At 65.0% G+C, this 25,986-nt stretch carries 22 protein-coding genes; 16 read left to right on the plus strand and 6 right to left on the minus strand.

All coding sequences use genetic code 11. The features are described 5' to 3' along the window. Positions 1–48 precede the first annotated feature (48 nt). Together AC1DWU_RS17280 and AC1DWU_RS17285 are read right to left on the minus strand one after the other, a co-directional pair. On the minus strand, positions 49–1,899 hold the full coding sequence (locus AC1DWU_RS17280; RefSeq protein WP_477151242.1) for a DUF5054 domain-containing protein: 1,851 nt from the start codon (positions 1,897–1,899) through the stop codon (positions 49–51). A gap of 11 nt (positions 1,900–1,910) precedes the next feature. After that, entirely contained in the window at positions 1,911–2,948 is a 1,038-nt protein-coding gene (locus AC1DWU_RS17285; protein ID WP_477151243.1) for a LacI family DNA-binding transcriptional regulator, read from the minus strand. 317 nt (positions 2,949–3,265) lie between these two features. Here AC1DWU_RS17285 and AC1DWU_RS17290 point away from each other — a divergent pair, with 317 nt between their 5' ends. From AC1DWU_RS17290 to AC1DWU_RS17345, 12 genes are all read left to right on the plus strand, one after another. Continuing rightward, on the plus strand, positions 3,266–4,627 hold the full coding sequence (locus AC1DWU_RS17290) for an extracellular solute-binding protein (RefSeq protein ID WP_477151244.1): 1,362 nt from the start codon (positions 3,266–3,268) through the stop codon (positions 4,625–4,627). A gap of 336 nt (positions 4,628–4,963) precedes the next feature. Beyond that, positions 4,964–5,881 (plus strand): carbohydrate ABC transporter permease, encoded by a 918-nt coding sequence (locus tag AC1DWU_RS17295; protein WP_477151245.1) that lies wholly within the window; start codon positions 4,964–4,966, stop codon positions 5,879–5,881. Continuing rightward, positions 5,878–6,708 (plus strand): carbohydrate ABC transporter permease, encoded by an 831-nt coding sequence (locus AC1DWU_RS17300; protein WP_477151246.1) that lies wholly within the window; start codon positions 5,878–5,880, stop codon positions 6,706–6,708. The genes AC1DWU_RS17295 and AC1DWU_RS17300 overlap by 4 nt, the downstream gene beginning before the upstream one ends. Then, positions 6,708–7,820: an ABC transporter ATP-binding protein gene (locus tag AC1DWU_RS17305; RefSeq protein ID WP_477151247.1), complete on the plus strand. Its 1,113-nt coding sequence runs from the start codon at positions 6,708–6,710 to the stop codon at positions 7,818–7,820. Before AC1DWU_RS17300 ends, AC1DWU_RS17305 begins: the two co-directional genes overlap by 1 nt. Positions 7,821–7,977: 157 nt before the next feature. Continuing rightward, positions 7,978–9,393 carry a CehA/McbA family metallohydrolase gene (locus tag AC1DWU_RS17310; RefSeq protein WP_477151248.1) on the plus strand — a complete coding sequence of 472 codons (1,416 nt, stop codon included), beginning with the start codon at positions 7,978–7,980 and terminating at the stop codon, positions 9,391–9,393. A gap of 3 nt (positions 9,394–9,396) precedes the next feature. Beyond that, positions 9,397–10,248 carry a sugar phosphate isomerase/epimerase family protein gene (locus AC1DWU_RS17315; RefSeq protein ID WP_477151249.1) on the plus strand — a complete coding sequence of 284 codons (852 nt, stop codon included), beginning with the start codon at positions 9,397–9,399 and terminating at the stop codon, positions 10,246–10,248. Next, on the plus strand, positions 10,248–11,327 hold the full coding sequence (locus AC1DWU_RS17320; RefSeq protein WP_477151250.1) for a Gfo/Idh/MocA family protein: 1,080 nt from the start codon (positions 10,248–10,250) through the stop codon (positions 11,325–11,327). The genes AC1DWU_RS17315 and AC1DWU_RS17320 overlap by 1 nt, the downstream gene beginning before the upstream one ends. Positions 11,328–11,564: 237 nt before the next feature. Beyond that, complete coding sequence (locus tag AC1DWU_RS17325) at positions 11,565–12,716, plus strand: extracellular solute-binding protein (protein WP_477151251.1); 1,152 nt, start codon at positions 11,565–11,567, stop codon at positions 12,714–12,716. Beyond that, positions 12,713–13,588: an ABC transporter permease gene (locus AC1DWU_RS17330; protein WP_477151252.1), complete on the plus strand. Its 876-nt coding sequence runs from the start codon at positions 12,713–12,715 to the stop codon at positions 13,586–13,588. Before AC1DWU_RS17325 ends, AC1DWU_RS17330 begins: the two co-directional genes overlap by 4 nt. 1 nt (position 13,589) lies before the next feature. Next, positions 13,590–14,411 carry an ABC transporter permease gene (locus tag AC1DWU_RS17335; RefSeq protein WP_477151253.1) on the plus strand — a complete coding sequence of 274 codons (822 nt, stop codon included), beginning with the start codon at positions 13,590–13,592 and terminating at the stop codon, positions 14,409–14,411. Positions 14,412–14,423: 12 nt separating this feature from the next. Continuing rightward, entirely contained in the window at positions 14,424–15,461 is a 1,038-nt protein-coding gene (locus AC1DWU_RS17340) for an ABC transporter ATP-binding protein (RefSeq protein WP_477151254.1), read from the plus strand. A 4-nt stretch (positions 15,462–15,465) separates the two neighbouring features. After that, positions 15,466–16,299, plus strand: a complete 834-nt coding sequence (locus AC1DWU_RS17345) for a glycerophosphodiester phosphodiesterase (protein ID WP_477151255.1) — start codon at positions 15,466–15,468, stop codon at positions 16,297–16,299. Positions 16,300–16,524: 225 nt separating this feature from the next. On the opposite strand, the gene AC1DWU_RS17350 is transcribed toward AC1DWU_RS17345, so the two are convergent. Further along, on the minus strand, positions 16,525–17,343 hold the full coding sequence (locus tag AC1DWU_RS17350; RefSeq protein WP_477151256.1) for an inositol monophosphatase family protein: 819 nt from the start codon (positions 17,341–17,343) through the stop codon (positions 16,525–16,527). 195 nt (positions 17,344–17,538) lie between these two features. Between AC1DWU_RS17350 and AC1DWU_RS17355 the strand changes: the two genes are divergently transcribed. The 4 genes from AC1DWU_RS17355 to AC1DWU_RS17370 all read left to right on the plus strand — a co-directional run bounded on the left by AC1DWU_RS17355 (position 17,539) and on the right by AC1DWU_RS17370 (position 22,743). Beyond that, the gene (locus AC1DWU_RS17355) at positions 17,539–18,219 is read left to right on the plus strand and encodes a hypothetical protein (protein ID WP_477151257.1); all 681 of its coding nucleotides are present in this window, start codon (positions 17,539–17,541) and stop codon (positions 18,217–18,219) included. Between the two features lies 1 nt (position 18,220). After that, a complete protein-coding gene (locus tag AC1DWU_RS17360) occupies positions 18,221–19,669 on the plus strand; it encodes an O-antigen ligase family protein (protein WP_477151258.1) in 1,449 nt (482 codons plus the stop codon). Next, entirely contained in the window at positions 19,669–20,466 is a 798-nt protein-coding gene (locus tag AC1DWU_RS17365; RefSeq protein ID WP_477151259.1) for a metallophosphoesterase family protein, read from the plus strand. Before AC1DWU_RS17360 ends, AC1DWU_RS17365 begins: the two co-directional genes overlap by 1 nt. A gap of 123 nt (positions 20,467–20,589) precedes the next feature. Beyond that, positions 20,590–22,743 carry a GumC family protein gene (locus AC1DWU_RS17370; RefSeq protein WP_477151260.1) on the plus strand — a complete coding sequence of 718 codons (2,154 nt, stop codon included), beginning with the start codon at positions 20,590–20,592 and terminating at the stop codon, positions 22,741–22,743. Here the strand turns inward: AC1DWU_RS17370 and AC1DWU_RS17375 are convergent, their stop codons facing one another. From AC1DWU_RS17375 to AC1DWU_RS17385, 3 genes are read right to left on the minus strand one after another with little or no spacing between them, the layout of a single operon-like run. Beyond that, entirely contained in the window at positions 22,744–23,742 is a 999-nt protein-coding gene (locus tag AC1DWU_RS17375) for a glycosyltransferase family 2 protein (protein ID WP_477151261.1), read from the minus strand. Then, entirely contained in the window at positions 23,739–24,923 is a 1,185-nt protein-coding gene (locus AC1DWU_RS17380) for a glycosyltransferase (protein ID WP_477151262.1), read from the minus strand. Before AC1DWU_RS17380 ends, AC1DWU_RS17375 begins: the two co-directional genes overlap by 4 nt. Beyond that, positions 24,907–25,983: a glycosyltransferase family 4 protein gene (locus AC1DWU_RS17385; RefSeq protein ID WP_477151263.1), complete on the minus strand. Its 1,077-nt coding sequence runs from the start codon at positions 25,981–25,983 to the stop codon at positions 24,907–24,909. The genes AC1DWU_RS17380 and AC1DWU_RS17385 overlap by 17 nt, the downstream gene beginning before the upstream one ends. Positions 25,984–25,986: the final 3 nt, after the last annotated feature.

Genomic DNA, 25,986 nt, shown 5'->3' on the forward strand with positions numbered 1-25,986 from the left:
CCGATCGTTAACATCGGCTTCAGCGGACGTCGCGGGACTGCGCGGAAACTACTTAAGCTCCAGCACGAACCGGGCCGCAAAGCGGTCGGTGCCCCACCACATGGGGAAGTTGGTACCCCACTTGTTGTTGTGGAGGTTGAAGCGCAGACCGGCGGAGAAATCCGGTGGGTTGGGGTTGAAGGGCATGAACACGGTCGCCGCGGGGGCGACAAGCGGGGTGTCGAGAGGGCGGAGTTCGATGCCGGGCGCGCGGACGGCGGCGACGGCCTGCAATTGGCCACCGCCCTTGGGGGCGACATGGCTGGAGTTCAGCCATTGGCCGGTTTTGAGGAACTGCCAGTCGTGCGGGCCTGCGGGCGTGAAGGTGACGAAGCTGGCTTCCGGCATGCGATTGGCGGGCTTGTCGATGAGCTCGACTGAGATCTCGAGATGGCGGTCGTCGAGCGCGCGGAAGCGGTAGACGACGCGGGCTGGCGCGCCGAGTTGGGCGTGGGCGGCCGGGTCGAGTTCGAGCTGGCCGTTGGGGGCGAAGCTCTGCGAGCGGGCGGTGGCGGCGCGGTCGAGGCCGGGCTTGGTGTGGTCGAGGATGGCCCACTCGGCGCGGTGCGTCAGGTAGGTGTCCATGTGGGCCGCGATGTCGGCGGCGTCGTAGCTCTCGTAACGGTAGCCGAGGAGGCTGTGGTTCTCGCCGCGCAGTTCGACGCCGGCGGGGGAGCGGATGAGGATGACGTCTCCGGTGGCGGGATCGGTTTCGACGAACCAGCCGCTGCCTTCGATGGACGGATCCTCGGGGGCCTCGGCGAGGGCGCGGTCGGCGGGGTCGAGTTCGGCGACGGCGGCGTCGAGATAGGCGCGTTGCTCGGCCCACGAAGCTTCTGAGTACTGGAAGCGGTGATCAGTCTTGCGGGCGGCTTCGAAGGCCGGGCGGTCCCAGGCCTTGTCGTCGCGCAGGTAGGACTTGATGTCGACGCCCCAGGTGTGTTCGGCGACCATGGTGAGGCCGCGGCCGAAGGCGAGGCGGCTGGGGGTGAGCTCGGTCTCGGCGAAGCGATCGTAGAGGCGCTGCAGGTGCAGGAAGCGCTTGATCTTGTCGGGGTCGGTGCCGGCGCCAAAAATCCAGTTGTCGCCGAGTTCGAGGTCGACGACCGGGAATTCCTCGCGGCGGGCCCAGAGGATTTCGCCATAGGCGTCGAGGGTCGAGGCGACGATCTCGGCATCGGGGTAGTGGCGCTGCAGTTCCCGCCAGGCGTCGGCGGTCTGCGGGACGCTCTGCGGTCCCATGTTGTCGTTGGTGTGGGCGAAGCTTAGGCCGGTATCGAACCCTTCCGGGAAGGAGGTTTCGCCGTAGGTCTTCTGGTACATGACGACGACTTCGCTGCCATCGGGGGCGCGCCAGCGGAACACGTCCGGGACGTCGGGCGGCGGCGAGGCTGAGTTGACGCCGAGATGCAGGAATTTGACGCCGGCCTCGGCGAGCAGCGGCACGATGCCGATGGTGTGGCCGGGGACGTCGGTCATCTTCGAGGCAATGGTGGTCTTGCCGAAGCGCTTGTCGAGCTCTTGGCTGTAGCTGAGGCCAGCTCGGAACACCGCCGGGGACATCAGCTCGGAGTGGGTGGTGAAGGGCAGCGCGTGCCAGCGGATGAGGCCGCGGTCGATGGCGCGCTCGAGGCGCTGCACGCGCTCGGGTGACTGCGAGTTGAGATGGTCCCAGATCAGCCAGGCGCCGGTGGTCCAGATGAATTTCGGGTTCGCCGGATCCTCGGCGAAGAAGTGCTCGCCGGTGTCGATCGCCTGCGGGATGAAGCGGTCGTGATACTGGGCGCGGACTTTCGCCGCGTGGTCGGTGAAGCCGATGTCGAGGTGGGTCTTGAAGACCAGGTGGATCTTTTCGGTCATAACTCTGGCGATCAGCCCACGGTGCCGCGGACGACCAGGCGGGTCGACACGGTTTCGGTGAGCGAGGGTGAGGTGGGGTTCTTGAGGCGGCGGAGGATCAGGCGCAGCAGGGCCTGGGTGCGCTCGGGCAGATCGAGGTGCACGGTGGTGAGGTTGTAGCTTTTCCAGTGCGACTGGTGGATGTCGTCGAAGCCGACGACCTTGACGTCCTGCGGGACACGCAGGCCGAGTTCGTGGCGCAGCGCGTCGATGGCGCCGAACGCACCGACGTCATTGGCGGCGAAGATGGCATCGACCGGCTCGCCGACGCGGAACTGGTTGATCGTCTCACGATAGGCGGTGTCGTAGGTGTAATCGCCCGGGATGCGGATGGGCGGCGGCAGGCCGCGCTCGGCGAGGACCTTGCGGACCATTCGCTCGCGCGAGTGGGTGGCGAGCGAGTTGGTCTTGCCGGCGAGGAAGGCGAACTTCCTGGCGCCGTAGCCCTGCATCAGCGCGACAGCCTGCTCGATGCCCTCCCGCTGCAGCACGTCCAGCCGGTCGAACAGTGGGGCGGCTTCGGCCTCGCCGCCCTCCTCGTCGGGGTAGCCGATGTAGATCGGCACGGCGCGATCGAGCACGCGGGCGAGCGTGGTGGGGCGGACGTTCTCGGCATAGGCGATGACCGAGTCCGGGTTGAAGCCCTTCATGTAGGTGAGCAGTGTTTCGTCGAGCGACAGGTCATCGCGGGTGCGGAACAGCAGGGTCGCAAAACCCTCGGCCTGCAGCGCCGTGGTCATGGCGTCGAGCTCCTGGCTTTCCCAGGGCCCCGAGATATCCGGCACGATGATACCGACGAGGTGCGAGCGGCCGGTGACCATCGAGCGGGCCGCCATATCAGGCGTGTAGTTCAGCTCCTGCGCGACCTTCAGAATCAGGTCGCGCTTTTCGGGCTTGATCGAGGCATGGGGATTGAAGGCACGGCTGACGGCGACGCGGGAAACATTGGCCGTGCGGGCCACCATATCGGCGGTGGCGCGGCTGCGGTTGCGGGTTGCCGGATCGCTCAAAAGGTCTGCCTTGCTGCCCTAGATTGAAATCGTGTGCAAAGCTGTTCTGCCGGTTCGTTTCGGCCCCTGTCAAGCCGATCCAGCGCACGAATAGGCTAAACCCATGATGTTACGGAACAATTACCGACGCCACCGCGAATGGAACAAACATTCTACTGACGCGTCATACCGCTGTCATTCGCAACAGGCATTCTACGGCTTGACGATGAATGAAAGCGTGTTCATTCTGAGATCGTGAGCTGCGGCGGGGAGGATTGACCGTCGCTATCGCCAATTCGGCGCCCGAAAAGCGGCGCCACATGGGAGGAATTTAAGCGATGAGCAATCGTCTGCGCGCCCTGTATTTGGGCCTAGCTACTGCCACTACGATGATCACGCCCGCATTCGCGGTCGACTTGACGGTGATCTGCCGCTGCGTCGTCGGCGGCGTGAACAGCGAGACCGCGACCTGGATCAAGGAAAGCGTGATCCCCGGCTTCACCGCCAAGATGAAGGCCGACGGCAAGGACGTCACCGTGTCGCTGAACGAGTTCGGCGGCAAGGACGAGCAGATGACCCAGCAGCTGGCGCTCGATTTCTCGACCGGCGCGGGCGCTGACGTTGCGGCGTTCGATGGCTTTCTGATCCCCTCGTTCGTCGAAGGCGGGCTGTTGAAGCCGCTCGACGAAGTGGCCGGCGCTGATGTCAACAGCTGGGAAGGCTGGAGCCACATCTCGGAAGGCGCCAAGTCGCTGATGAGCTATGGCGGCAAAGCCTATGGCCTGGCGCTCGGCACCGACGTGCGCGCCATTTTCGTGCGGAAGGAGTTGCTGAAGTCGGCCGGGCTCGACCCGGACACCTTCCAGCCGAAGTCGTGGGCCGAACTGCTCGACGCCGCCCGCGCCATCAAGAAGGCCAACCCCGACTCGTTTCCGCTGCAGCTCAATGCCGGCGTGAACATGGGCGAAGCCACCACTATGCAGGGCTACTACATGGCGATCCTCGGGACGGGCGAAAGCGTCGTCGACGAGAACGGCAAGTACATCGTTTCGAGCCAGGGCATCCTCGACACCCTCAACCTCTACAAGACCATCTATGTGGACGAGCAGCTGGGCGACCAGCGTGCGCAGCTGCTCGGTGACGGCCGCAACCGCACCTTCACCAACTTCCGCGACGGCAAGACGGCGCTCTTGGTCGAAGGCGACTGGTTCTTCAACTCGGTGATGGCGCCCGGCGCCGAATTCGGGCTCGAGAACCGCGACGCTGAAGTGACCTGGGCCTCGATGCCGGCGCAGGAACCGGGCAAGGGCTATCGCGGGCAGGACTACGTGACGGTTTCGGGCGGTACGGGCTTCGTGCTGAACCCGGCGACCAAGAACCCGGCCGAGGCCTGGGCGCTGCTCAGCTACATGAACAGCCAGGAATCGCTGACCGCGTTCCAGGGCTTCCGTGAGGCCCGCCGCATCCGCGACGACGTGGCGACGCCGAACAACGTCTACCTGCAGAAGACGCAGGAATCGCTGCTGCCGATCACCACGGCCCGGCCGAACGACCCCAACTACAACAAGGTCTCGGCCGAGATCCAGCGCATGACCGAGAGCGTGGTTTCGGGCGAAGCCAGCCCCGAGGACGCAATGGCTGCGTACAAGGCGGCGGTGATCGCAATCGTTGGCGAAGCCAACACGGTCTCGAAGCTCTGAGTTCGGCGGGCCGCCTCCCCGCGGCCCGTCCTCCCACGCCTGGCCCTCCCTGAGCCGGGCGCTCCCTGGGAACGCCTCCCCGGCTTACTGTCTGCGGCCGGGGAGGTCTTTTTCGATTGGGGTTGTCATATTGAGACGGTTGGCTGAGATGCACGGCGAGACGCTGCCGGCGGTGCGGGAAACGCTCCCCCCACCCCGTCCCTCCCCCGCAAGGGGGGAGGAGACCCTCCCGAGCAGTCTTCGTAACCTCATGCTCGGCGCCAGCGTTGGCGTCTCCCTCCCTCTTGTGGGGAGGGGACAGGGGTGGGGGTATCTTTTGCGCTCCGAGTTATCCGCATGAAGAAGCGCAACTTCTCCCTACTCTCCCACCGCGCTGGCGCCGCATTCCTCGCGCCCGCTGCGGCCCTGGTTGGCGTGTTTGTGCTGCTGCCGTTCTTCTGGGTGATCTTTGTTTCGTTCACCAATCGGACGCTGCTGGGCAAGACCGCGCTCAGTCCCGAGTTCGTCGGCTTGGGGAATTACCTGCAGCTGTTCGACCCGGCGACGTTCTTCACGCGCGGGCAGTTCGGCTTCTCGCTGATCCTCACCACGCAGTTCGTGCTGCTGTCGGCGCTGGTCGGGCAGGCGCTGCTCGGGCTGCTGCTGGCCTGGCTGATGCAGACCATCCCCGCTGCCCTCAAGCGCATCGTCGAAGCCTCCGTCATCGCGGCGTGGATCCTGCCCGAGGTGGTGATCGGCTTCGCCTGGTTCGCCTTCCTCGACTATGACAACGGCACGCTGAACATGATCCTCAGGGGTCTGGGCCTGCCGGCGGGGGATTTCCTGCTGCAGCAGCCGTTCTGGGTGATCGTCATCTTCAACACGTGGCGCGGCGCCGCGTTCTCGATGATGCTGTTCAACTCGGCCTTCGCGTCGATCCCGCCGAGCTACTTCCAGGCGGCCGATGTGGCCGGTGCCTCGAGCTGGCAGAAGTTTCGCGATATTGGGCTGCCACTGATCCGCGGGCACGTGATCACCGACCTGATCCTCATCACCATGTGGACGTTCAACGTGTTCACGCCGTTCATCCTGACCAATGGCGGGCCGAGCTACCGGACCGAGCTGCTGTCGATCTACAACTACCGCATCGCCTTCCGGGAGTTCGACTTCGGCAAGGGCGCGGCCGTGGGCGTGATCATCATGCTGATCAACCTGGTGTTCGCGCTGATCTACCTGTCGTTCGGGCGCAAGAAGGTCAAGGCGGTGCAGGAATGAGGCTCAGCTTCCCGCAACTGCTGGCCCGTATCGGCTTTTCGGCGCTCGCCGCGATCATAGGCATCCTGTTCGCGCTGCCGCTGATCTGGTTCATCTTCGCGCCGTTCAACGCGCGAGCCGAACTGGGCATCGCGGTGCCCGATCCGTGGACGCTGCAGAACTTCATGACGGTGTTCGGCAATGGCTTTGCCATGCGCGGGCTGCTGAACAGCCTGATCCAGAGCGTCGGCGGAGTGATCCTCGTCGCGGCTGCGGCGACGCTGGCGGCCTATGCGCTCAGCCGTTCGTCGCTGCCAGGCAAGGGCGTCGTCACCTATGTGCTGCTGCTGTTTTCGTCAGTGGTGTCGGGGACCGCGGCGATGGTGCCGATCTTCCTCATCATCTCGTCGGTCGGGCTGATGGACACGCATATCGCGGTGATCCTGGTGTTCGCCGGCGGGCTGCTGCCGACGGCGATGTTCATCCTGCGCGATTTCATCGACGGCATCCCGAAGACCTACGAGGAGAGCGCGATGGTGGCCGGTGCGTCGCCGGTGCAGGCGTTCTTCGATGTGGCGCTGCCAGTGATCCGGCCGGGCATCGTGGTCGTGGTGGTGTGGGCGTTCGTCAACATCTGGGGCTCGTTCCTGATCCCCTTCATCCTGCTCCGCTCGGACGACCTGATGCCGTCCTCGGTCGCGATCTACTCGTTCTACTCCGAGGCGGGGACGCCGATCGTGACGCTGCTCGCGGCGTACTCGCTGATCTACTCCCTGCCCGTCGTCGCCCTCTATCTCTTCGTCAGCTGGAAGTTCGGCTTCCGCTTCTTCGGTGGAATCAAAGCCTAATGGCCTCGGTCGAATTCCAGAACGTCACCAAGAGCTTCGGCACCTTCAATGCCGTCTCGGACATCAGTTTCAAGGTCGCAGATGGCGAGTTCATCTGCCTGCTCGGCCCATCGGGTTGCGGCAAGACCACCAGCCTGAGGATGATCGCCGGGCTCGAGACGCCGAGCTCGGGCAAGATCATGATCGGGCCGGATGACGTGACGCACCTGCATCCGAAGGATCGGCAGATCTCGATGGTGTTCCAGGATTATGCGCTCTACCCGCACATGAACCTCGCCGACAACATCGCGTACCCGCTCAAGGTGCGTGGCGAGAGTGTAGAGAAGCGGCATAAGCGGGCCAAGGAAGTGGCCGATGTGCTGAAGATCGGCGACCTGCTGCAGCGGCTGCCGAGCCAGATTTCGGGCGGGCAGCAGCAGCGCACCTCGCTGGCGCGGGCGCTGGTCTATCCGAGCCGGGTGTACCTGTTCGACGAGCCGCTCTCGAACCTCGACGCGAAGCTGCGGCTCGAGGCGCGCGGCTTCCTCAACCACCTGCAGCGCGACATGGGGATGACCGCGGTCTACGTGACCCACGACCAGGCGGAAGCCATGGCGCTGGCGACACGGATTGCGGTGATGGACCGCGGGCGGATAGTGCAGTTCGCACCGCCGATCGAGATTTACCGGCGGCCGGCGACGACGTTTGTCGCGAACTTCGTGGGCAATCCGCCGATGAACATGATCCCCGTCGAGGGGACGATCGAGGGCGAGACGCTGACGCTGCGCGCGCACAGCGTGCTGGTTCGCGACGTGCCGCTGTCGCAGGGGATTAAGGCGGCGCTCGGCAAGGGCGCGGGCGTGACGCTGGGGGTGCGGCCGGAGCATCTCAGCATGGGCACGATCAACGACGTGAACATGGTCAGCGGCAAGCTGTTCGCGAACGAGAACATGGGTCCGGAGAAGCTGGTGACGTTCGAGCGCCAGGACGGCGGGCGGGTGACCGCGCGGATCTTCACCGACGATGTGGTGGAGACGACGGAGAACGTGGCGTTCACGTTCGATGGGGCGCATGCGACATTGTTTGACGCGGAGGGGAAGCGGATTGCGGCGGATGGGGAGAGGCCGCTGTGAGGGGGCTGACTGAAGCAGACGGCCCCCTCCCGGCCTCCCCCACAAGGGGGGAGGTGAAGAGTCGAGTTCGTGGCTCGATGGTGCCAAGCGCTGGATGCGGCACCTCCCCCCTTGTGGGGGAGGATGGGAGGGGGCCGTCTGCTGATGGCGGCGCGCCATGAGCCAGATCGTCAAAGCCCACATCACCCAGGCCGATCAGGCGCGGGACCCGTATTTCTACGTCCCGGTCAGCGTGCCCGCCGGCACAACGCGGATCGATGTGAGGCTGGCCTACCCCAAGGCGGATGACTGTGTGATCGACCTGGGGATGTTCGATCCGCGGATGACGCCCTACCCGTCGGAGGAGGGTTTTCGAGGCTGGTCGGGCGGGTTTCGGGACCGGTTCTTCGTTGCCACCGACAACGCGACGCCGGGATACATTCACGGGCCGATCCAGGCGGGTGATTGGAACGTCATCCTGGGGCTGTACAAGGTGCCGGCCGATGGCGCCGAGGTGACCGTTACCATCGAGCTCGATAGCGCCGAGCGGCCGACCAATCCGCAGCCGGTGCGGACGTTTCCGGTGCGGGCGGGGGCTGGGTGGTATCGGGGCGATCTGCACTGCCATACGTTCCATTCGGACGCGGCTGGGTCGCCCGAGACGCTGCATCGGGCGGCGCAGCAGGCGGGGCTCGATTTCCTGGCGATTGCCGACCACAACACGATTTCGCAGCGGCGGTATTTCCATCCGGCGTCGTCGCCGGACCTGGTGTTCGTGCGCGGCATGGAGGTGACCACGGCGGTGGGGCACGCCAATGTCTATGGGGTCGACGAGTGGATCGACTTCCGCATGACCAAGCCGTCGGACGCGCATGTGCTGGCGGAGATGGTGCACCGGAAGGGCGGGCTGCTGTCGATCAACCACGACAAGCCGACCATTCCCTGGGACTACGTGTTCCCGGCGGCCGACTGCCAGGAGGTCTGGCAATCGACCTGGATGGCGTGGAACTGGGTGTCGCTGGCGCGCTGGCAGGAACGGCTGGCGGCTGGGCTTCGCATCTCGGCGATCGGCGGCAGCGACTATCACCAACCGGCCAAGCTGCAGCCGGAGGGCCCGCTCGTGTTGGCGCGGCCGACCACGGTGCTGTGGCTGCCGGAGCTGAGCGAGGACGCAGTGCTCGCGGCGATGAAGGCTGGGCGCGGCTATGTCACGGAAGGGCCGAAGGGGCCGCATCTAGAGATTAGCGTCAATGGCGAGCCGATGGGTTCGTCGGTGACGGCGCCGCTGCATTGCGAAGCGCTGGTGCGAGGCGCGCGGGGCGATGTGCTGGCGTGGATCGATGCGCGCGGGACGATCACCGAGCAGGAGATCACCAGCGGCGAATGGCGGGGCGAACTGGCGCTGCTGGATGGCGCTGAGAAATTCGTGCGCGCCGAGATCATCGCCAAGGCCAGCCGGCGGTGGCTGGTGGAGGAGTTCACCAAGGCGGCGAGTGAACGCGGCGAATTGCCGTGGCAGCTCAAGGGGTCACACCTCACGGACGAGCCGATCCGGCGCGCCATTTCCAGCCCAATCTACATCGATCAGGACTAGCTCATGTTTATCGGCAATGCCCCGTGCTCCTGGGGCATCAACTATCCCACCGGCAACGCCTACACGTGGCAGGAGTATCTCGACCAGGTGGCGGCGTCGGGCTATCGCGGCACGGAACTGGGGCCGTTCGGGTTCCTGCCCAAGGACAAGGCGGTGCTCGGGCCGGAGCTCGAAAAGCGCGGGCTGACGCTGATCGGGGCGACGCATGTTCACACGTTCGGCGACCGGGCCTCGGCGCCAGTGCTGATGGCGACGCTGCGGGAACTGGCGCCTCTGCTGAAGGATCTTGGCGCCAGGCACCTCGTCATCATGGACGAGAGCAACTGGTACCCCGAGGGCCAGGAAGGTGTGCTGGATCGCGACGGCTGGAACGGGCTCGTCGCCACGGTGCGCGAGGCGCAGGCGGTGATCGAGGGTGAGTTCGGGCTGAAGGCGAGTTTTCATCCGCATATCGGGACGGCGGTGGAGTTCGAGCGACAGATCGACCGGTTGCTCGAGGAGACGGAAATCGACCTCTGCTTCGACACCGGGCACCACGCTTTTTGGGGCCAGGACCCACTCGCCTACATGGAGAAGGTGTGGGGGCGGATCGCTTACATGCACCTGAAGAATGTCGACGCGGTCGTGCGGCAGCGCGTGCTGGACGGCCAGCTTTCGGTGGCGGCGTCGTATGGCGCGGGGGTGATGGCTCCCCTGCCCGATGGCGCGGTCGATATCCAGGCGGTGATGCGGTTCCTCGATGCCAAGGGCTTTGATCGCCCGATCGTGGTCGAGCAGGATATCGCCGAGAACGCTGCGGAGACGCCGCTGCAGCTGGCAAAGCGGAATTTCGTCTACATGCAGGCGATCGCGTGATGGCAAAGATCAGAGTTGGCCTGATCGGCCTCGGTGAAGTCGCGCAGTTGATGCACCTGCCGCTGCTGGCGGACGATCAGCGCTTCGAGATCGCGGCGGTGACGGATGTGAGCCCCAGCCTCGTGGCGCATGTGGCGGAGCGCTATGGGGTGAAGACGCGGCATGGGTCGGCGGAGGCGCTGATCGCTGACCCGAACGTTGATGCGGTGTTCATCCTGACGCCAGATTTCCTGCATGCGCCGCTGCTGGAGAAATCCATTCGCGCGGGCAAGCACGTGTTCATCGAGAAGCCGGCGGCGCTGACGGCGGCCGAGCTGCGGCCACTGCTGGAGCTCGAGAAGCGGAACACCAAGACGGTGTTCGTGGGCTACATGCGGCGGTTTGCGCCGGCGTTTACGGCGCTGAAGGAGCGGCTGCCGCCACGCGAGGAAATCCGGCACGTGCGGATTCGCGACCTGATCCGCGAGAGCCAGTTCTTCGTCGACCAGAGCCGCAACATCTTCCGGCCCGATGACGTGCCGGCGGACGTCATCGCGGACGGGCGGACGAAGACGCAGGCGCTGCTGAAATCGGTGATGGGTGAGGCGGCGCCAGACCAGTTGCGGGCGTATCAGGTGCTGACCGGGCTTTCCTCACATAGCTTTTCGGCGATGCGCGAGTTGTTCGGCGCGCCGAAATCGGTCGCGGCGGCGCGCCAGCACCGGGGCGAGAACGTGCTGGTGATGTTCGACTACGGGACGTTCACGGCGCTCTATGAGGCGGTGATCCACGACGTGGCGCGGTTCGATGCGGGGATCGAAGTGCTGACCATGAACCAGCACTTCAAAATCAACTACGACACGCCGTATGTGCGGAACCTCCCTACTCGGTTGGAGATCACCACGTCGGATCTGCACTCGACTGGGACCGAGATCATCGGGCCATTCTATGAGGATGCTTTCCGGGTCGAGCTCGGCGCCTTCCATCACTCTGTCACGACCGGCGAAAAGCCGAAGACATTGCTGACAGACTCGCTTGCCGACCTCGAATTGTTCGCGGAAGTCGGCCGCCATTTCTTGCTGCAGGAACGATCCCAATAGGGGCCACAAGCCCCGGAAATCGGACCGATATCGATGTCATCTGAGTGTCACCGGAGTAGGCTTTAAGCGGGGCAGAAAGCCTCGCGGAATAAAACGGACGCGACGCTGTCACAATGGAATTTCCATTCCATTTTTTGCTTGCCAGCGGGCCCGCCGAGATTAGTCTGGGCTCCTACGGTCGGCGTCAGATTGACCTGCCGCGGGGATAATCCCGCAGGCGAACCCAGGGAGAAAACGATGAAACGTCGTGCGTTTATGCTTTCGGTCGGCGGTGCTGCCGCCGGCATGGTGTTGCTGCCGCGTATGGCCTTCGCCGAAGCGGGCCGGATCGACTGGTACACTTCATCGGACCAGAACATCCTCGACTTCTGGACCAACATCGTGAAGCCGAAGTTCGAGGCCGCCAATCCGGGCGTCACCCTGAACCTGGTGGACGCCGGCGACGCTGCCGGGCAGACCGCGATCGGCGAGCGCGCTCTGGCCGCGATGCAGACCAAGACCGACCCGCAGGCCGACTATTTCGAATCCGCCGACTGGCGGCTGCCGGCCGGTGCGGCAGATGCCGGGCTTTATGTGAACATCAAGGAAGCCGGGCTCTCCAACTATTCGAAGATCAACCCGCTGGCTTTCGACGGCGACTTCTCGGTGCCGTATCGCGGGTCGCAGGTGCTGCTCGCCTATGACACCACCAAGCTCGACCCGGCAAATGCGCCTAAGACCTTTGCCGACCTCGTCACCTGGATCAAGGCGAACCCGGGCCAGTTCATCTACAACCGGCCGGACAAGGGCGGTTCGGGCGGCAACTTCGTGCGCCGCGCGATCCTCGAGGCCAACGGCAAGGACCTCGGCAAGTTCAAGATCGACAACTACACGCAGGAAGCCGGCGAGGCCGCGCTGAACCCGGCCTGGGACATCCTCAAGGACCTCTCCGGCTCGCTGTTCGACAACGGCGCCTACACCTCGGGCAACACCCAGTCGATCCAGTTGCTCGGCCAGTCGGCGGTCACCATGATCCCGGCCTGGTCGGACCAGGCGATCCAGGCGATCAACACCGGCGTGCTGCCGGAGACCACCGGCCTCGTTCAGTTGCAGGATCTGGCGCTGCCGGGTGGCTTCTCGCGATCGGTCGTGCTCTCGAACGGCGTCAACAAGGATGCGGCGCTAAAGCTCGCCGACTTCATCCTCACCGAGGAAGTGCAGTCGGCCGTGCTGAGCGAGCTCGGCGGCTTCCCGGGCGTGGCGTGGGACTATGTCAGCCAGGACCTGCGCGAGAAGTACAAGGACGTGATCCCGACCACTATCCCGGCCTTCCCGGGCGGTGACTGGGAGAAGGCGATCAACGACGGCTGGTACCGCAACGTAGCACCGAACGTGGACCGCAGCGCGTGACGATCACGCCGGCGAGCGACATCGTCGGAACGAAAAAGAGCGGGAGGCCGGTTGGCCTCCTGCTCGTAGCTGTTCCGGTCTTGCTGGTGTGCTGGATGGTGATCTGGCCGATCATCTCGGCGATCACCCGCACCGTGTGGCTGCCCAATGAAGGCAGCGGGCGGAGCTTCTCGCTCGACACCTACAAGTTCTTCTTTTCCGATCAGTACAGCCTGAACAACCTGAATGTGACGCTGTGGACGACAACGGTCACGGCGCTGCTGCTGCTGCTCGTCTGCCTGCCCATCGCGCTGTACCTGCGCTTTGCCAAAGGGCGGCTTGCCGCCTATGTGCAGGGGCTGGCGATCTTTCCGATGTTCGTGCCGTCGATCATCCTGAGCTACGCGATCATCCGTGTGCTGGGGCCGAACGGCACGGTGGACCTGCTGTTCAATGCCGTCGGGCTGCCGCATATCCGCTCGCCCTACCTCACCCCCTGGGGGCCCGTGATCGGGCTGGTGTGGGACAATATTCCACTGACCGTGCTGATCCTGCTCTCGGGACTGGGGAACGTTTCCAACCAGTCGATCGAGGCGGCGCGGGATGTCGGCGCGGGGCGGCTTGCGCTGCTGTGGCACATCATCCTGCCGCGCATTTCCAATTCCATTCTCGTGGCGGTCAGCTTCACCGTTCTCGGGATTTTTTCAGCCTTCACCCTGCCTTACGTGCTGGGACCGGCGGCGCCGGAGATGATGGGGCCGTTCATGCAGCGGACGTTCCGCGACCTGAACGATCCGACCAACGCCATCACGCAGGCGGTGATCGCCTTCTGCTTCTGCCTCGTGTTCGGGCTGTTCTACGTCCGCTCCGTCGCCAAGAACCGGGCACCCTGAGATGGCGCGCGCACTCGTTGAACGGCGAACCGACTGGACCGGCATCTTCTTTGCCGTGGTGCTGACTGTTGTCATCGTATTTCCGCTGCTGGTGGTGGGCACCTGGGCCTTCACCAATGTGTGGCGCTACCCCTCGGTGATCCCCCAGGAATTCGGGCTGAAGTTCTGGCAGCAGACGCTGGCGCGCGCCGACGTGTGGAGCGCCATCACCACGAGCCTCAGCCTCGCGACGATGGTGACGCTGCTCTCAGCGATCATTTGCCTGCCGGCGGCCTATGCCTTTGCGCGGCTGGATTTTCCGGGGCGGAACATCCTGTTCTTCTCGTTCCTCGCCGGGCATGCCTTCCCGAAGTTTGGGCTACTGGTGGCGATCGCCGGCATTTTCCTCAGCCTCAACCTGATCGGGACGTTCTGGGGCGTGGTGCTGATCCAGCTCGTCGGCACGCTGCTGTTCATGATCTGGATTCCGGTGGCGGCGTTCCAGTCGGTCGACCGACGGATGGAAGAGGCAGCGCGCGATGTGGGCGCCGGGCCGTTCCGGGTGTTCTGGTCGATCACCCTGCCCCAGGCTGGGCCGACCATCGCGGCGGCTGTGCTGCTGAGCTTTGTCGGGACGTTCTATGAGACGGAGGGAGCCTGGCTGATCGGCGCGCCGCAGATCCGCACCCTGCCGGTGCTGATGATCAGTTTCATCAACAACCAGCCGGTGATCCAGTATGGCGCGGTCCTTTCCGTGCTGCTCTGGGTGCCGAGCTTTATCGCGCTGCTGTTCGCGCGCCGCGTCATCAGTTCGGGCAGCTTTGCCCGCGGCTTTGGCGGTTAGGAAAGTCCCCGCATGTCCGTGCTCGACATCAAGAACGTCACCAAGAGCTTTTCGACCACCAAGGCGGTGGACGACTTCACGCTCACGGTAGGCGACGGCGAGCTGGTGTGCCTGCTCGGGCCGTCCGGCTCGGGCAAGTCGACGCTGCTGCGGATGATCGGTGGGTTCGAAACCCCGACCTCAGGGCATGTCGCGATCGACGGCGAGGACGTGACGCGGGTGCCGCCGGAGAAGCGGCCGACCGGCATGGTGTTCCAGAGCCATGCGCTGTGGACGCATATGAACGTGTTCAAGAACCTGGCGTTCGGGCTGAAGTTGCGGCGATTGCCGGAGGCCGAGATCAAGCGCAAGGTCGAAGCCGTGCTGGAGCTGGTCGGGCTCGGCGGCTTTGGCCACCGGGCGACGACGCAGCTTTCGGGCGGGCAGCAGCAGCGCGTGGCGTTGGCGCGCTCGCTGGTGCTGGAGCCGAAGATTCTGCTGCTCGACGAGCCGTTCGCGAGTCTCGACCAGCACTTGCGCGAACGGCTTCGCGAAGAGGTTCGGGATATCCAGCAGCGGCTGAAGATCACCACACTGTTCGTGACGCATGGGCAGGACGAGGCGCTGGCGCTGGCCGACCGGATCGTGGTGATGCGCGACGGGCGAACCGAGCAGGCGGCGGCGCCGGACGTGGTCTATCGCGAACCGGCGACGCCGTTCGTCGCGGGCTTCATCGGGACGATGAACCTGGTGGAGGGGACGGTCTCCAATGGCACGTTTGCACATTCCGGCTTTGTCGTGCCGGTGCCGGTGGGCGATGGGGCGGCAACGCTGGCAGTTCGGCCCGAGGCGTTGGAGATCGTGCCGGCGAATGGCGCGGGCATGGCCAGGATCCACCGAGTTACCGACTACGGCACGCATGCGATCGTCGATATCGAGCTGCCGGATGGGGCGCGGCTCAAGTCGATGACCAGCGAGGCGCGAGACTGGTCGCATGGGCAGTCGATCGACCTCAGGCCGCGGGCCTTCGCGGCCTATCGCGACAACGCGGCGATCCACCGGAGCAACTGACGATATGGCCGACGCGATTTCGGTGACCCGCGAGGGTCATCGCACGTTCTTCAAGTGGCACCGCGGACGGCGGAGGGCGACCGATCCGGTGTTCACCGGGCGGCGGATCATCGAGGGGATGAAGCTGGGCGCTAGCGTCGAGGTGGACCTTGTGATCCACGCCGACGACGGCATGGCGGTGCTGCATAACCTGTCGCTGGAGCGGGAGACGACTGGGTCCGGGCTGGTGCGAGAGACGTCGGCCGAAGTGCTGCGGGGGCTGCACTTGCGCGACAATGCCGGGCAGCCGATCGACGACAAGGTGATGCTGCTGGAGGATCTCGCGGCGCTGATTTCACGGGACGGGGCGCATCCCGAGGGGTTGCTGCAGCTCGACTACAAGGAAGATGCAGCGGCGCTCAATCCGGCGGTGGTCGCGAACTTTGCTGGGGCCTTGGGCCCGGTGGCGCGCCATTTCATCCTGTCGTCGGGGGATGCGGAGTCGGTGCGCTTGCTTTCGGAGAACGTGCCGGGGCTGCGGATCGGGTATGATCCCTGCCACAAGGGCGCGCTGGAGCGGCTGATGGAGACGCGCGACTACGCGGGCTTTGTCGCCGATGCGGTGGCGGCTTCGCCGAAATCGGAGCTGGATTATCTCGAGTATCGGCTGGTGCTGGAGGCGGACCGGGATGGGTTCGACATCATCGGGGCGTTCCACGCGCATGGGCGGCGGATCGATGCGTATACAGTGCGGCGGGCCGACGACGACGGCATGGCGGTGATCACGCGACTGCTGGAGCTGCGGGTGGATCAGATTACGACGGACGATCCTGAGGGCGTGGCAGCCGCGCTGGGATGAACTCGATCTCTCGTCATCTCTCCCCTTGCGGGAGAGAATGCGATTTCTTGGGCTTAGCCTCTTGGCTAAGTCCTAGAAATCGCAAGAGAGGGGTATTGGAAGGCACATTGGCTCCGCACCCCCTCTCTTGCGAAAACTAAGGACTTAGCTGCGCTAAGCCCAAGTTTTCGCTTTCTCCCCCGCCAAAGGGGGAGAGGGGGCACCGAGTTCGTGGCGGCGTGTGCGCTACACCCCCTTCCGCTCCTTCTTCGGCACGTCCTTCAACTTTTTAATCAGGTACGCATGGGTCGCCTTGTTGGCGACGATCATGGCGCCGGTCTGTTCGTAGTATTCCGGGCCCCTGCCCCACCAGTCGGTGACGATGCCGCCGGCTTCCTGGACGAAGAGGATGCCGGCGGCGGTGTCGACGAAGCCGGTTTCCTCGAAATAGCCGGTGAGCCGACCCATCGCGACATAGGCGCAGGAATTGGCGGCGCTGCCGACGATGCGGACGGCCCCGACCGGCGCGCGGATGGCGTCGAGGCGCTCGTAGGCGCCGGGGTAGAGCGAGAGGCCGGGTGTGGGGAGGCCGGTGCCGATGTTCATGAGGCCGATATCGGTCTGTTCGGAGACCTGCAACTGCTCGCCGTTCATGAAGCTGCCCTGCCCGGCGATGGCGGTGAACAGCTCGTCGGCCGGCGGGTTATAGAGCACGCCCACGACCGTCTCGTTGCCACGGCGGAGCGCGATCGAGATGGTGTAGTGCATGCCGTTGATAAAATTGGTGGTGCCGTCGATCGGATCGACCAGCCAGCGGTATTCCTGATCAGCCTTGTCGACGGGCGGGAATTCCTCGCCGGTGAAGCTCCAGTCAGGATAGCGCTCGAACAGGAACTTGCGGATCAGGAGTTCGGACTCCTTGTCGGCGTCGGAGACGAAATCGGCCGGTCCCTTGATGCCGATCTCGATGTCGCGGAATCGCTTGAAATAGCCTTGGGTCAGGGCGCCGGCCTGCCGCGCCACGCTGACCATGTCGGCAAGAACGGCGTCGTAGGAAATGCTCATCTGAATCACTCGCTTGTGGGTGCGGAACCATAGCGCGGCACGCCTGCGGATGCAGGTGCAATCGGCCCTCCTCGGGCACCCGGTGCAGCCTTTGCGAGGCGTGGAAGTTAAGCCTGGCAATCAAAACAATTTGCTTGTGATGCGCCTAAGTGCCTAATCAACAGACGTAGTTCCGACATCGACTGGCAATGACGCATGGCTGGTGGTTCTGGTACAAGAAAGACCATACTAGTTCTCTCGCTTGCACTGCTCGCCGCGGGAGGATGGGTGGGACTGCGAGAGGCCTCGCCGTACTTTACCGGTGGCATCGAAGATGCAGAGCGCTTCGCGTCGCTCGCGGCGAAAAACCCCTCGCCCGGCCCTTCGATTGCATCGGAGCGGCTGGTGCTCGACAATTGCGTCCGCACCATTTCGTCGCTGTACGGACGCTTGCAGCCGACTGACCGGAAGTCGCAGGTGAGCGAACACTGCCTCGAGGCCGCCGACGCCATCGTGCGGCAGAACCCGAGTTCCTCTTATGCCTGGTATGTTGGGGCGCTAACGTCGGAACTGACCGGGGACACGGCCGGCATGAACGAGCGGCTGCTGAAATCGCAGCAGACGGGGGCCGCCGAGCAATGGATCGCGGAGCTGCGGGTCCCGCTGGCCGAGGATCATCTCGCCGAGCTCGCGCCGGAAGTGCGCGCCAACCACGATCGCGATCTCAAGATGCTGGTCGCCAGCATTCGGGGGATTTCCAGCATCGCCAAACGATATGTCCAACAGGCCGATTTCCGCGAGCGGATAACGGCCATCGTCGAGACGATGCCCGAGGCAGACCAGCGCCGTTTCGTGTCGCATGTCGGCTCGGCGGCACGACAGGCAGTCGGGAGTTAGCATGTCGCAGATCGAGATCACCACGACTCGGCCCGAACATGGGCGCCGCATGGCGCGGCCGGCGCTGTGGAGCCGACAGTCGCAACTGAACGATACGGTGGCGCGGTTGCTGATGCTCGTGGTGGCGCTCGCTCCGGTGCCGCTCGGCAGCAACCGGGGGTTCTTCTGGGCGGTCACAGCGGTAGTGGTGGGGCTAATCGGCACCTTCTACACAATTCGGCTGGGCCGGCTGAACGAGGCTGCCCGCTACGGCTTTCAGTACATGCGGCTGTCGGTTTTCCTGGCCTTGTTGCTGGGCCTTTTCCTGATCTTGCAGACGGTGCCGTTTAGCCTGTTGGGGCCGTGGGCAGACCAGGTGAGGCAGTACCTGTCGATCGTCACGCCTGATGGCGCAGTGCTGACCCCGAACACCATCAGCCTCGCGCCGCAGTCGACGTGGCTGATGCTGATGCGAATGGTGACCTACGCGGTGTTCTACCTGCTGATGCTGCAGGTCACGACCAATCACCGGCGCAAGTCGTTCGTGTTGAATGCGGCGCTGATCATCGTCACGCTCTACGCGATCTACGGCTTCGTCTCGCTGGTGCAGCTCGGCGACACGATACTCGGCCTGCCGAAATGGGCTTATGCCGGCTCCGCAACGGCGACGTTCGTCAATCGCAACTCCTTTGCGACTTTCCTGGCGTTCGGCGGCGTCGTGGCGATGGCGCTGGCGGCCGGCAAGCTGGTGCATGGCGAGGACGAGGATGGCGTGCCCATAGTGCGGCGGTTCGATCCGATGATCCTGCTCTATCTGCTCGCCTATGCGATCATCGTCGCGGCGCTGTTTGCAACGCAATCGCGCATGGGCTTCGCCGCCGCCATTGCGGGAAGCCTGGTGATCATCGTCGTTAGCGTTGCGCACTCCGGCCGGCAGGGAAGGCTGTTCGCGCTGCTGCCGATCTTCGCACTGGCGATCGTCCTCGGCTTCTTCACCTACGGACAGGGGCTGCTGGAGCGCCTTGGTTCGGTCGAGAGCGCATCGGATGTCCGCCTCGACCTCTATGCGCAGGTGGTGCAGATGATCCTCGCCCGGCCTTTCGTGGGCTATGGCGGCGGAGCCTTCGAGCTGGCTTACCCGCTGTTCCACCAGGCACCAGTGAGTGCCGACATGGTCTGGGACAGAACCCACAACAGCTACCTGGCGCTGTGGGTCGACCTTGGACTGGTTGCTGGTTCGATCCCGATAGTGCTGCTGCTGGCCGCGGGAGTCCGCATCATTGGAGGGCTCAGCAAGGTGAGGGCGGACTGGACTGCGAAGCTTGCCGGGCTCGGCGTGCTGGTGGTGGGGGCGACGCACTCGCTGGTCGATTTCAGCCTTGAGATTCAGGCCAACACGCTATTCTTTCTCGCCATCGTCGCGACGGGGGTTGCGGGAGTGGCGCGCAGCGGTCACCATCCATCGCACTGATGCTCGATACTCTTCGCTCGCTGTTCGGCCGGAGACGGCCCGTTTCCTCTCCCGTCGAGACTCGGGCAAGGCTGACTGCGAGCGAGTGGCCGGCGGTCATTTACGCGATCGGCGACATTCACGGCTGCCTCGACGAGCTGCTGCAGCTTGAGCGGATGATCGTCGAGGATGCGGCCGACGTCGGCGAGGGCGAGCGCTGGCTGGTGACCCTGGGCGACTACGTCGATCGTGGCCCCAACTCGGCGCAAGTCATCGGACACCTGATGTCGGCGCCCCCGGCGGGCTTCCGGCGCATTGCGCTGGTGGGCAACCACGAACAATTACTGCTCGACTTCCTGGCCGATCCGGTTGCCAATGCGCAATGGATGGATTTCGGCGGGCTCGAAACTGCTCGATCGTATGGAATGCGGGACCGACCGGTCGCAGGGGGAGCGCGCGGCGCGCGCGCCATTGCCGCCGACCTCAACAGCCTGATCCCCGAGTCCCATCTCGACTTCCTGCGGTCGCTGCCGATCGGCCTTGCCGTGCCCGGGCACCAGTTCGTGCATGCCGGCATTCGCCCGGGGGTGCCGATCGACCAGCAGACCGACGAGGACCTGATCTGGATTCGCGACCCATTCCTCGAGGAGGCCGGCGACGGCAACGTGATTGTGGTTCACGGCCACACGCCGGCCAGCGAGCCCGAAATCAGGGGGTGGCGCGTCGGCATCGATACGGGCGCTTTCGCGAACGGCAGGCTGACCGCAGTGCGACTCGAGAAAGGCCGGGCGCCGACCTTTCTGAGGACCGGACGTTGACCATGGCCGGCCGCACCCGCCTTAAGCGTATTCGAAGAAGTGTATTGCCGCCCAAGACTATGTTGGGCATTTGTTGTGGCAAGGCGGCGCCGGCCGTTTGTCCGTTCTGCTAAGCGCGGTACTATGGAAGACGCTGACTTCGAACTGCGAAATCTAGTCGGGCTCCTGCGCCGCCAACTGCGGTTGATCGTGATCGTGCTGGTCGTGGCGGTGGGGCTCGCGGCGCTTGTCGTCTTCTCGCTGACGCCCAGATACTCCGCATCGGTGCTGCTGCTCGTCGATACCAGCCAGAAAAATCTGCTCGATCCGGGCTACCAGGGCGGCAGCGCCGAGATCGACAATGCACGGGTCGACAGCGAAGTCGAAATCCTGCAGTCGACCAGCATCCTGATGAACGTCATCAAGGAAATGAACCTGGTTCGCGATGCCGAATTCGGGGTGAAGCTGGGGCTGGTCGACCGGGTGATGGCGTTCCTCCAGCTGGGTCGCCCTACCCTGCCGACCGGCGACGCGGCGCTGGGCCGTGTGCTGTTGACGCTGCGGAACTCCATCGAGGTCAGCCGCCGCAACAAGACCAATCTCGTCGACATCACAGCAACGGCCGAGGACCCGAAGCTCGCCGCCGACATCGCCAATGTCTGGGCCGCTGCGTACATCCAGGACCAGGTGTCGGCCAAGGTGAACAGCAGCCTGATGTCGCGCGACGCGCTGCAGGCCCGCATGACGCAGGCGCGCGAAGCCATCGTCACCTCGGAAGGGGCGTTCGACGCCTTCATCAATACGAGCCTGTCGCAGATCGTGACGGAGACCGGGCGCTCGGACATCGCCGGCATGCGCGACAAACTGGCGGGCCTGACCTCGACGCGCGCCGCCGACAGCGAGCGCGCGGAACTCGCACAACTCAGCCTCAACCAGCGCAATTGGTCGACATTGGCCAAGACGTTGCAGTCGGAGGCGCTGGACGAACTCGATCGGCAGCAACGCGAACTGAGCGCTCGAATCCAGGTCGCCTCGGCAGACCAGACCATCGACCTGCGCGCCGAACTGGCCAAGGTCGAACAGCGCCTGGTCGATGCAGCGGCGGGGGAACTCACCAGCTTGCGGCGGAGCGTCTCCGAAGCACAGTCGCAGGAAGGCGAGGTTCGCCAGCAGCTTCGTACGGCAGTGCTGAGCAGCTCGCTGTCGCCCGACATTCTCGCCAAGATTTATGAGTTGCAGCAGAATTCCGAGTTGGCGCGGGCGCAGTACCAGACGCTGCTCACGCGCATCCAGGACATGGAAGCTCAGGCCTCGCTGCAGGTGGCAGACAGCCGCGTGGTTTCGGCGGCGCTGGTTCCGGGCCGGCCCTCGTTCCCCAACATCAACCTTACTCTTGCGCTGGCCGGGCTCACCGGGCTGGGTCTCGGGGTGGTGTTGGCGTTCCTGCGGGAGAACATCCTGGGTGGAATCCTGACAGAGGAGCAGGCCGCGGCGGTGCTGCGGATACCGATTGCGGCGGCGTTGCCGCGCGAAAAGGGCGCGTCGCGTGATGCCGGCAATATGGGTGGGCTGGCCGACCTGATGGTGACGGCGGCGATGTCCTCGTTCCCCGAGGGTATCCGGCGCGTCAAAGTCGCGATCGATCAGGCGACGCACAGGAAGGCACTGAAGGGCGGGACGGCGCGTGAGAGCGGCAAGGCCGTGGTCATCATGATCACGTCGTCGACCGCCAACGAGGGCAAGAGCACGGTGGCGCTGTCGCTTGCCCGAGCCTATGCGCTGGCACGCCGCAGCGTGGTTATCGTCGACTGTGACCTGCGCAAGCCAACCGTTCACAAGATGGTCGGGCTCAACCCATCGACGTCGCTGATCGACTACCTCAGGGACGATCACGCCGAGCTGGACCTGTCAGCGATCACCGAGAAGGACAACGCCAGCGAGGCGCGGGTCATCGTGGGGGCGCGCCCAAGCGATGTGCCCACGGACCAGCTGATCACCGGGCGCGCGTTCGCAAGGATGCTGGAAACGATCCGGGATACCTACGACGTCGTCATCCTCGATACCCCGCCTGTGGGGCCCGTGGTCGATGGCCTGTACCTGGCGCAAAGCGCGGACTTCATCCTCTTCGTGCTTCGGTCGGGCACGACCTCGCAGGCGGAAGCCAAGATGGCGCTTGCGAGCCTAAAGGATGCCAAGGCACCGGAGGCCGAGTTGCAGGGCGTCCTGAACCAGCAGGATCGTGCCAGCGCTTCGTACAAAGGCAAGTACGAGAGCTACTACTACAGCGATACGACCTGATCAGCCGCTGATCCACTCGCCGAAGCTCGGGCCGGCCGCTTCCGGTTTCCGGGCCGGGCCGAGCACCCGCTTGGCGACACGCCTTGCCCCCCGCATGACGACGTGACCCGCAGCGAAGAGCGGCACGAGGATCGCATCCAGCGGCCCGCGCACCTGGCGCTTCAGTTCGACCAGAGCCGGACGGACACCCTCGTCGTAGAACAGCCAGGTGACGAGCAGGCCACACCCATCGTAAAGCGCGCGATGGTAGGCGAGCCTGTCGGTGACGCCGGGGAGCTCGGCCATCGCCCTGATCACCCGCACGCGGGAGCGCAGCATGCGGGCTTCGTTCGCCGACATGTTGCTGGGGGTCCGACGATAGCCGGTAAGGACCCGCGGCACGCTGACGAAGTCGAATCCGTGGGCGAGCCGGAGCTGCAGGAACAGATCCTCGCAGCCCTGCAGCCCCTCATCGCGCAGGAAAACAGGATAACCGCCCATCGCCAGCGCGGCAGACCGGCGCATGGTCATGCTGCTGCCGTTCCCGACAAGATTTGAGCGCAGGTGAAAATCGAAGACGCGGCCGCTCTGGTGGTAGACCGGCGAATGCCGAAAGACCCGATCGTCGGCATCGATGAGGACGAAGGGCGAATATGCAACCGCGGCCCCCTCTCCCGCCGCCTCCAATGCCTTCACATGCTCGGCGACATGGGCGGGGTGCCAGAGGTCATCGGCGTCGAGCGGCGCAACGTACTCTCCGCGGCCTTCGGCGATGCCCCTGTTACGCGCTGCAGCCACGCCGGCATTGGCGGTCGTGATGCAGCGGATGTTGCGGTGAGTTTCGGCAAATTCGGCGACGAGTTGGGCCGTTGCATCGGTCGAGCCATCGTTGACCACCAGGATCTCGATGGGCTGGTAGGTTTGAGCAAGCGCAGACTGCAGTGTGGCCCGCAGCGTGGCCTCGGCGTTGAAGGCCGGGATGACGACCGATACGAGCGGCGCGGCTGCCGGCTTCGTCATCGCTGACTCTTGCCCGTGGCGGCCTGGACAATGGCCCGGTCGACGGCCGCGAGACAGACCTCGAGGGAGAAATCGGCAAGCGCGTGGGCTCGCCCCGCCGCAGCAAGACGGCTTCGCAACGCGGGATCGGCCGCGAGCGCGCCGAGCGCATCGGCAAGGGCGCCGGCGTCGCCGGGTGGCACGAGGATACCGTGCACGCCGTTCTCGATGATCTCCGAGACACCACCGGCATCCGCCGCTATGACCGGCCGCTCGGCCAGCATGCCTTCGACGACCACTCGGCCGAACGGCTCCGGGGCAACAGAGCAGTGGACGACGATGTCGACGCCCTTCATCAGGGAAGCGACATCCGAGCGAAAGCCGAGAAAATGGACCCGGTGGGCAACGCCGCAAGCCTGGGCCTGTCGCCGCAGTTCCTGCTCGTAGGCCTCTTCGCCGAATAGCGGGGCGCCGACCAGCAAGAGGTCGACTTCCGGCAGGCCCTTCAGTGCTTCGATGGCGACGTGCTGCCCCTTCCAGTGCGCGAGGCGACCAAAGACCCCGACGAGCGTGTTTCGGCCGGTGGCAAGCTCCTGGCGCAAGGTGCTGGATGCAGTTTCGGCGTCGATCGCGTCAAACCGCTCCGACGCAACGCCCTGGTGAATAACGGTGGTCGCGACCTTGCCACCCGAGGCGCGGAAGGACTCCGCCGTCGCTCGGGAGTTGGTGAGCACGATGCTGGCCCGAAAATTGGCCACGCGGACGGCCACCTTGCGCAGGGTCGAACTGAAATGCTCGGAGCTAAGAATGTCGCGGAGGTGCCAGATCAGCGGTCGGCGCGCCAGAAGCGAGGCAAGTGCGCCGACCACGAGGGCCTTCTGCGAATTGGCATAGATCACCGCGTAGGGGCCGGCCTGCCTCGCGACCGCAATCGCAGTTCGGACCACCGAGACGGCGCTGCCAAGGGCGGCCCATAGTCCGCTGTCGCGGCGAACCTGGATGCCGCCATCGACTACCCTTACGTCGACATCCGCTGTCTCGAGCAGCTCGCGGTATGGACCGTCGGCCAGGAGGATCATCCGGGCGGTGCGGGATCGCGATTTCAGCGTGTCTAGCAGCGACAGTTCGGCGCCGCCCAAGGCACCAGTCTGACCGATGAAGAGCACAGGCAATTCGGCTGCGGGATCAGAGGAGCCGGGCATAGGCATCCCTCACGTCTGCCGCCACCTTCGGCCAGCCGAAATGCGATGCCGCATAGGTGCTGCAAGCCTCGGCGTCCGGCAGCCGGATCCGGCCGGAAAGGGCCGCATCCAGTCCCGCCGCAATCTCCTCGGGGCTGCCGCCCTCGAGCACGAGTTCGGGCTCCAGTGCGGTCACCACCTCGGGCAATCCGCCAACCGGGGTGACGAGGACCGGTGTGCCGGCCGCGAGGGACTCCGCGGCGATCAGGCCAAAGCCCTCGAGGCTGGCGGTCGGCACGAGGCTGAGGTCCGCCGCCCGATAGGCCAGCGGCAAATCGGCTTCCGCTACGAAGCCGATAAGCTTCGCATGCCCCCCCAATTGGCCGTCCTCGATCGCCTTGGCGAGTTCGGCCTGCAGCGGGCCTCGCCCGCCGATGATCAGCAGTACGTCCGGGTGGGTGGTCTTGATCCGCGCGATCGCGGCAATCGCCGACTCCAGCCCCATGCGCCGCACCAGCCGCCGTACAGCGAAGACAATTCGGCGATCGGCGGGCCAGCCGAGCCGTTGGCGTGCCTCGGCGCGGCCGACCGGCTGACGGAAGCGCTCGGCATCGAGGCCGCCAGGGATCACCTGGATGCGGTCCGGCGCGACGCCGTATGACTCGCTCAGCACCCGGCCAAATGCGGTAGACAGGACAACACACAAGTCGGCCCGGCGATAAGTGCTCGCCTCTATCCACTGACGCATGACCGACGTCCGCTGCCGCCGCTCGGTCGCCACCTCCAGCGCCCACGGTCCGTGAAAGTGGGCGACCAGCGGGCGGTCGATCCGATCGAGGGCCGCTCGGGTGTAAAGCGCGAAATGCGAGCCAACGACCTGCGGGTCGAAGCTGGAAAGAGCCCCGCCGATGGCCGTGCGAGCGGCCAGCAACCGCTGAGGCATGGGAGCAGTACTCGCCGCAAAAGCGGTGACCTTGCCGGCGGTAGAGGCGGCGATATTGGCAGAGCCGGTCACGAGGCCGCGGACATCAAGACCGACGGAAGGGGCGGCCGCGACCAACTCGTAGAAATAGCGCGACAAGCC

It is taken from the genome of Devosia sp. P2_G7, from assembly GCF_056403495.1.

Coding starts and splice junctions, on each gene's coding strand:
- AC1DWU_RS17280 (WP_477151242.1), bottom strand. CDS start 1,899: ATGACCGAAAAGATCCACCTGGTCTTCAAGACCCACCTCGACATCGGC.
- AC1DWU_RS17290 (WP_477151244.1), top strand. CDS start 3,266: ATGAGCAATCGTCTGCGCGCCCTGTATTTGGGCCTAGCTACTGCCACT.
- AC1DWU_RS17295 (WP_477151245.1), top strand. CDS start 4,964: ATGAAGAAGCGCAACTTCTCCCTACTCTCCCACCGCGCTGGCGCCGCA.
- AC1DWU_RS17300 (WP_477151246.1), top strand. CDS start 5,878: ATGAGGCTCAGCTTCCCGCAACTGCTGGCCCGTATCGGCTTTTCGGCG.
- AC1DWU_RS17305 (WP_477151247.1), top strand. CDS start 6,708: ATGGCCTCGGTCGAATTCCAGAACGTCACCAAGAGCTTCGGCACCTTC.
- AC1DWU_RS17310 (WP_477151248.1), top strand. CDS start 7,978: ATGAGCCAGATCGTCAAAGCCCACATCACCCAGGCCGATCAGGCGCGG.
- AC1DWU_RS17315 (WP_477151249.1), top strand. CDS start 9,397: ATGTTTATCGGCAATGCCCCGTGCTCCTGGGGCATCAACTATCCCACC.
- AC1DWU_RS17320 (WP_477151250.1), top strand. CDS start 10,248: ATGGCAAAGATCAGAGTTGGCCTGATCGGCCTCGGTGAAGTCGCGCAG.
- AC1DWU_RS17325 (WP_477151251.1), top strand. CDS start 11,565: ATGAAACGTCGTGCGTTTATGCTTTCGGTCGGCGGTGCTGCCGCCGGC.
- AC1DWU_RS17335 (WP_477151253.1), top strand. CDS start 13,590: ATGGCGCGCGCACTCGTTGAACGGCGAACCGACTGGACCGGCATCTTC.
- AC1DWU_RS17340 (WP_477151254.1), top strand. CDS start 14,424: ATGTCCGTGCTCGACATCAAGAACGTCACCAAGAGCTTTTCGACCACC.
- AC1DWU_RS17345 (WP_477151255.1), top strand. CDS start 15,466: ATGGCCGACGCGATTTCGGTGACCCGCGAGGGTCATCGCACGTTCTTC.
- AC1DWU_RS17350 (WP_477151256.1), bottom strand. CDS start 17,343: ATGAGCATTTCCTACGACGCCGTTCTTGCCGACATGGTCAGCGTGGCG.
- AC1DWU_RS17355 (WP_477151257.1), top strand. CDS start 17,539: ATGGCTGGTGGTTCTGGTACAAGAAAGACCATACTAGTTCTCTCGCTT.
- AC1DWU_RS17360 (WP_477151258.1), top strand. CDS start 18,221: ATGTCGCAGATCGAGATCACCACGACTCGGCCCGAACATGGGCGCCGC.
- AC1DWU_RS17365 (WP_477151259.1), top strand. CDS start 19,669: ATGCTCGATACTCTTCGCTCGCTGTTCGGCCGGAGACGGCCCGTTTCC.
- AC1DWU_RS17370 (WP_477151260.1), top strand. CDS start 20,590: ATGGAAGACGCTGACTTCGAACTGCGAAATCTAGTCGGGCTCCTGCGC.
- AC1DWU_RS17375 (WP_477151261.1), bottom strand. CDS start 23,742: ATGACGAAGCCGGCAGCCGCGCCGCTCGTATCGGTCGTCATCCCGGCC.
- AC1DWU_RS17380 (WP_477151262.1), bottom strand. CDS start 24,923: ATGCCCGGCTCCTCTGATCCCGCAGCCGAATTGCCTGTGCTCTTCATC.